Source organism: Nitrosomonas supralitoralis (assembly GCF_003011925.2).
Taxonomy (GTDB): Bacteria; Pseudomonadota; Gammaproteobacteria; order Burkholderiales; family Nitrosomonadaceae; genus Nitrosomonas; species Nitrosomonas supralitoralis.
The window spans coordinates 1-1618 of sequence record NZ_PXXU01000145.1 but is presented as its reverse complement, the minus strand read 5'-3'; the positions used below and the strand labels follow the sequence as shown (position 1 = coordinate 1618).

General features: G+C 40.7%; 3 protein-coding genes. All 3 read left to right on the top strand.

Features of this window, described 5'->3' with window-relative positions; genetic code table 11:
- Nucleotides 1-45 precede the first annotated feature (45 nt).
- The 3 genes from C7H79_RS17065 (at nt 46) to C7H79_RS17055 (ending at nt 1598) form a co-directional block, all read left to right on the top strand.
- On the top strand, nt 46-255 hold the full coding sequence (locus C7H79_RS17065; protein WP_106708418.1) for a hypothetical protein: 210 nt from the start codon (nt 46-48) through the stop codon (nt 253-255).
- A gap of 56 nt (nt 256-311) precedes the next feature.
- A complete protein-coding gene (locus tag C7H79_RS19640) occupies nt 312-464 on the top strand; it encodes a transposase (RefSeq protein ID WP_197714675.1) in 153 nt (50 codons plus the stop codon).
- 555 nt (nt 465-1019) lie between these two features.
- Nucleotides 1020-1598, top strand: a complete 579-nt coding sequence (locus tag C7H79_RS17055) for a calcium-binding protein (RefSeq protein ID WP_106708417.1) — start codon at nt 1020-1022, stop codon at nt 1596-1598.
- Nucleotides 1599-1618 lie beyond the last annotated feature (20 nt).

The window sequence follows — 1618 nt, the reverse complement described above, 5'->3', positions numbered from 1 at the left end:
TAATTATCAGAATATGCGGGAGAAATTGCTCGTCTGGAAAATGAATTGGAACAAAGCCAAAGGATCATTACAGAAATCGAAACGCGACTTTCCGCCTTTACAACCCAGATTTCAGAACTCACCACACAGAATATCGCGCTCGAAACGCGCCTCTCGGATCGTGAAAACGAATTGGAGCGCTTGCGATCTGATTATAATAAATTACAAGCTGAGCTTATTGTGATTGCAAAAACCAATGCCAAACAAAACAAATAAAGCCGTCTGGTGTTAACTTTGTATCTTCTGATTAGAAGGCAATTATCCTGTTCGCGTTGGCTTACCAAAACTTAAGAGTCGTTGAAATTATTTTTACTCCGCCATTGAAAACTAGGCCGTTGGAAGGCACCAACAACAAGATTAAAACCTTGCACAAAATGGCCTATGGTTTCAGAGATATCTCGAGTTCTTTAAACTTAAAATTATGACGCTGCATGAAACTAATTACGTTCTTGTCGGTTGAACCAGAAAGGACGTATTTGCTGGATGAACCGAATAAAGGTTTTCCGCACCCTCAAGCAACATCAAAGTCCCCATGCCTCATTTCCTGTAATGTCAGATGACGACCAAGTATTTAGTAGAGCAGGGACGCCTAAGAATCACTGTGCTTGATCCTATGCATGTTTTGCTTCAACCATACATGTCGGATTATTCGGACAAAATACTTGAGAAACTAAGCGATAATTGAGCCACACGGAATGTTATAAGATATTTTTTTTAGGTGCGCCACCGTACATATTTAATTGTATGAAAACGATACTGTAATGAAATAGATTCTTTATGGAGATCAGTTGAGATTAAATGAAGAATCGAGACGTGCCCCGACAATCTAAGTAGTGGCCGAAAAAGAAAATAAATTTGTAGGCCTTTTGTAAGGGAAGTACGAAATGGTAGGACTTTTTAGCCAATGCGATTAATAACGACAGTATTTTTATTGCATATGCAGAATAAACTTTTTTAACTATTCAGTAGGAGCAATTGATATGAGTATAAGTATAGATGACGAATCCACCGGGCAAGATGATTTCATCGGCGACGATAATAATGACCATTTCCACGCAGGTGACGGAGATAATACTCTCACTGGCGGCGGCGGCGATGACGGACTTGATGGGGGGGCTGGCAATGATGTTTTGACAGGTGATTTAGGTAATGACGTTCTCATTGGCGGAGAGGGGAATGATAATCTCAACGGTGGTGATGGCGATGATCATTTGGACGGAGGTGAGGGGGATGATGTTCTAATAGGCGATTTAGGCGATGACGTTCTCCATGCGGGTGGGGGTAATGATGATTTAACTGGCGGCGCCGGTAACGATCAGTTCAGTTTTTATGCTGCTGGTAATTTCACTGTGCAAGACTTTGATGCTTCCGCAGATTTATTGGTTTTTGAATCAGATTCAACCGGTATTGATAGTCTTGAGAAATTACTATCAGAGATTAGTAGCTTCGAAGATACCAGTGAAGGTGTTGTTGTTCATTTTGTTAATGATGTCGCATCTATCACTCTAATTGGAATACAGTCAAATGATTTATCTGCGGACATGGTGGGCTTTTCTTAAGGAGCAAGTCTAAACTCGTA